The sequence below is a fragment of the Kitasatospora sp. MBT63 genome, from assembly GCF_000710465.2.
In the GTDB taxonomy this organism is placed as follows: domain Bacteria; phylum Actinomycetota; class Actinomycetes; order Streptomycetales; family Streptomycetaceae; genus Kitasatospora.
The window spans coordinates 1-4,273 of the sequence record NZ_JAIZ01000577.1; the positions used below are offsets into that span (position 1 = coordinate 1).

Sequence of the window (4,273 nt, forward strand, 5' to 3'; positions counted from 1 at the left end):
AGCCCGTCCGCCCCCGCCGCCCGTGGGCGGCCGCCGCCGCCCTGCTCGCCGCCACCGCGCTCACCGCCGCCCTCACCGCCGCCACGCCCGCCGGGGCCGCGGACCGGCACCCGGACGGGCCGAAGCCGACCGTGGTGCTGGTGCACGGGGCGTTCGCCGACGCCTCGGGCTGGAACGGCGTCGTGGAGCGGCTGCAGTGCGCGGGCTACCGCGTGGTCGCCCCCGCCAACCCGCTGCGCGGTCTCGCCCAGGACTCCACATACATCGCGAGCGTGCTGGCGAGCATCGAAGGGCCGATCGTGCTGGCCGGCCACTCCTACGGCGGCGCCGTGATCAGCACCGCCGCCGCCGGGAACCCCGAGGTCAAGGCACTCGTCTACATCTCCGCCCTGGTCCCCGACACTGGCGAGGTCATCGGCGAACTGGCCGCCCGGTTCCCGGACACCGAACTCGGGCCGGCCCTGCAGCCGGTGCCGTTCACCAACGCGGACGGCACCTCGGGCACCGACCTGTACGTCAAGCCCGACAAGTTCCGGCAGGTCTTCGCCGCCGACCTGCCGGAGAACACCACCTCGGTGATGGCCGCGACCCAGCGCCCCATCAGCGCCTCGGCGTTCGCCGACACCGCCACCGCGGCCGCCTGGCACACCATTCCCTCCTGGGCGCTGGTGGCCCGCCAGGACAAGGCGCTGGGGGCGCAGCTGGAACGCTTCGAGGCCGAGCGCGCCCACTCCACGACCGTCGAGATCGACGCCTCCCACGTCGCGATGGTCTCCCACCCGGAGGCCGTCACCGATCTCATCCTGGCGGCCGCGCACACCCAGTGAGCGGCACGTCAATGCGGTGGCGCCCACCGCTGGGACCTGCCACCATCTGCGGATGATCACTCTCGCCGACGACCTCGGCCACCTCTCGTACACCGTCGCCGGCGACGGCCCGCCGGTCGTCCTCGTGCACGCCGGCGTCGCCGACCACCGGATGTGGGACGCGGTGGTGCCCGCCCTCGCCGGGCACCACACCGTCATCCGCTACGACCTGCGCGGCTTCGGCGAGTCCGCGCCCCCGACCGGTCCGTTCCGGGAGACCGACGACCTGGGCCGGCTGCTGGACCATCTCGGCCACCGGCAGGTCCGGCTGGTCGGCGCGTCCTGGGGCGGCCGGGTGGCCGTCGACTTCACGCTCGCCCACCCGGACCGGGTGCGGTCCCTGGCCCTGCTCGCCCCGCCGTGGCCCGGCTACGACTGGTCGGCCGACATGATCGCGTACGACGAGGCCGAGACGGCGGCCCTGGCCGCGGGCGACCTCGAGGCGGCGGTCCGGGTGAACCTGGACATGTGGCTGCGCGGACCGGCCCGCGGCTGGGCGGACGTCGCCCCCGGGCTGGCCGAGCACCTCCGGGCCCCGGTACGGACCTCACTGGTCAACCAGGACACCGTCGGCGAACACTCCCAGGGCGGCCCGCGCGGCGACCTCACGGCGATCGACGTCCCCACGCTGGTCGGGATCGGCGGCCTCGACGTCCCCGACTTCCAGGACATCGCCCGCCGCTACGCCGCCGCGATCCCCGGCGCCGAGCTGGTCGAGTTCCCCACGGCGGCCCACCTCATCGCGCTGGACGCGCCCGCCGAACTCGTCGCGGCGCTCACCCCGTTCCTCACCCGCTGAGCCCGCCGAGCCCGCTGGACCCGCGGACCGTCCGGGCCGGGCTGCCGCTGGCGGCGAACGCCTGACGGTTCGTCGGCGGGTGAACGGCAGCCCACCGGCGACGGGCCGTCCCCGCTGCACCGGACGTACCTGGATCAGGTCTTCCGCCGTGCACTCTCCCGGGGTCAGCTCCGGGCCATCGTGGGAAGGAGCTGCTTCCAGGCGAGTTCGCCGCCGGCGGCCTCCATCACCGCCCACGGGTTCCAGAAGTCGCGGAAGAGGGCGATCCGGCCCTGCTCGTAGCGCACCACCGACAGGTAGGTCTGCCGGTAGTGGCCACCGGTGGCGATCAGGGTGCAGTCGCCGGTGAACGACGCGACGAGCAGGCCGCCGTCGCCGTCCTGCGTGGCGGCGTAGAACTTGGGTTCGGAGAAGGCGACCTTCAGCTGCTCGCGGAAGACGGTCATCTGCGCGAGCAGTGCCTCCCGGCCCTGGAACCGGGTGGGGAGGCCCCAGGCGGGGTACGGGAATTCGAGGACGCCGTCCGCGGTGAAGCCGTCGACCCACTCCTCGATCCTGCCGTCCGACAGCAGGTCCAGGCCGTGCCTGAACAGGTCCTTCAGCTCCTGGGGCGTGGTCATGCGGCTCCTTCTCCTGCGGGGTGGTCAGCGGGGGGTGGTGACGATGCGTCCGAGGACCCGGTCGATCGCCCGGTCGGGCAGCAGCCTGGCCAGCACGCGGCTGCCGATCGCGTCCCGGCCGACGCCGTACCGGGTCCTCGGGCGCTCGGCGACCAGGGCGCGGAAGACCACCCGGGCGACGTCGTCGGCGGTCGTGCGGCTGGTCCGGGCCTGGGCCGCGTTGGCGCTCATGAACGGCGGGAAGGTGTCCCGGTAGAGAGCCCGGACGGGCTCGGGGACGCTGTCCAGCGCCCGGGTGCCCGCCTCGTGCATCTTGTCCCAGATCGGCGTCAGGACGGCGCCCGGCTGGACCACCGACACCGCGATCCGCTGCGGGGCGAGCTCGCGCCGCAGCGCGTCGCTGAGTGCCTCCTTGGCGAACTGGGCGGCGGCGTAGGCGCCGAGGTAGGGGATCGCGACGTTCCCGAGGCCGGAGGTCACATTGACGATCCGTCCGGTGCCGGTGCGCAGCAGCGGCAGGAAGCCCTGGATCACCAGCAGTTGACCCGTGACGTTGGTGTCCAGCTGCCGGCGCAGGAGTTCGGCCGGCACGCATTCGAGGGGGGCCGTGACGGCGATGCCCGCGTTGTTGACCAGCCCCCACAGCCCGGCTCCGCCGAGGAGTTCGGTGACCTCGTCCACGGCAGCCCGGACCGACTTCTCCTCCGTCACGTCGACGACCAGCGGGGTCAGCCGTCCGGGCGCGGCCTGGCGCAGCCGTTCGCCGTCCTCGGCGCGGCGGACCCCGGCGAGGACGTGGAAGCCGACCCGTGCCAGGTGGAGCGCGCAGGCCCGGCCCAGCCCCGAGGAGGTGCCGGTGACGACCACGGCGCGGCCCGCCGGTGCGGTGGGACCCGACGACTTGGGCACGTGACTCCTCCGGGTTCGGGGTGTTGCGGTGGACGGGTCGCACGCCGTGTGCCGGCGGCGGGCCGCCGCGCCCGCTCCGCGCTGGCGGCCCCCGTCGGACGGCCGGCAGTGCGGGGTCGTCCGTTCACGGCCGATTCGGCCGGTCCCACAGTAGGGGGTGGCGGACGGAAGATCCGGGACGCGCGGGCCGGGGGCCTGTCGGGTCATGCCCGTCCCCCGGCGGGCTTCACTCGATGGGGTGAACGGCCCGGCCGGCCCGGCATGGCGGATAGTGCACAAACGACCGGCTGGCCATTGTTGCGGCCAGGTAACCCCCCTTCGTCCCCGAGGAGGAGACATGGCAACAGCCACCCAGGACGTCATCACCGTCAAACTCGAGCGCACCTTCCAGACCATGGACGCCAACAACGACGGCTACCTGGACTGGACGGACTACCAGAAGCTCGCCGACCGCTACATCCAGGCCTACAAGCTCGGCAAGGACGACCGCCGCGCCAGGGCGCTGCAGAGCTTCTGTCAGATCTACTGGCTGGAACTGCTGCGCCACGCCGGCGTGGACGCGGACCGGCTCTCCAAGGACCAGTTCGTCATGGCCAACCGCCTCGCGTCCATCGACACGAGCCGGCTCAACATGGCCGACGGCGCCGGCCACGTCATCTTCGACGTGATCGACGTCGACGGCGACAACGAGATCAGCAAGGACGAGTTCAAGCGCTTCCTGCGGGACGTGTGGCGGACCGAGGCACCCGACTCCATGGACGTGTTCAACAAGCTGGACACCGACGGGGACGGCGCGATCTCGCGTCAGGAGTTCATCCGCGCGGTGCGTGAACACTTCCTCTCGGACAACCCGGACGCACCGGGCAGCCTGTTCTTCGGGCACGTCTGAGCGGATCCGCGCGAGCGGACACCGCGGGGGAGTGACAGGACGTCAGCCCGCGCCGCCGTCGGGGGCGCGCAGCGGGGGTGACGTGCCCCGCACACCGCGCATCCGCTCCGCCCGGAGCACCCGCCCGCCGGGACGGCACTCCCGTCCCGGCGGGCGGGGGGCACCCGGGCCCCGGCGCCCCCCCCGGGGT

General features: G+C 73.4%; 5 protein-coding genes. 3 read left to right on the forward strand and 2 right to left on the reverse strand.

Annotated features, from left to right (window positions below; genetic code table 11):
- Positions 1 to 131: 131 nt before the first annotated feature.
- Positions 132 to 827 (forward strand): alpha/beta fold hydrolase, encoded by a 696-nt coding sequence (locus AA75_RS30210; protein WP_368666616.1) that lies wholly within the window; start codon positions 132 to 134, stop codon positions 825 to 827.
- Between the two features lie 52 nt (positions 828 to 879).
- Complete coding sequence (locus AA75_RS30215; protein ID WP_033823487.1) at positions 880 to 1,665, forward strand: alpha/beta fold hydrolase; 786 nt, start codon at positions 880 to 882, stop codon at positions 1,663 to 1,665.
- 164 nt (positions 1,666 to 1,829) lie between these two features.
- Here the strand turns inward: AA75_RS30215 and AA75_RS30220 are convergent, their stop codons facing one another.
- The gene (locus AA75_RS30220) at positions 1,830 to 2,285 is read right to left on the reverse strand and encodes a nuclear transport factor 2 family protein (RefSeq protein WP_033823488.1); all 456 of its coding nucleotides are present in this window, start codon (positions 2,283 to 2,285) and stop codon (positions 1,830 to 1,832) included.
- Positions 2,286 to 2,309: 24 nt separating this feature from the next.
- Positions 2,310 to 3,194, reverse strand: coding sequence for an SDR family NAD(P)-dependent oxidoreductase (locus tag AA75_RS30225; protein WP_033823489.1), 885 nt, complete (start codon positions 3,192 to 3,194; stop codon positions 2,310 to 2,312).
- A 337-nt stretch (positions 3,195 to 3,531) separates the two neighbouring features.
- Between AA75_RS30225 and AA75_RS30230 the strand changes: the two genes are divergently transcribed.
- Entirely contained in the window at positions 3,532 to 4,083 is a 552-nt protein-coding gene (locus AA75_RS30230; RefSeq protein WP_082526932.1) for an EF-hand domain-containing protein, read from the forward strand.
- Positions 4,084 to 4,273 lie beyond the last annotated feature (190 nt).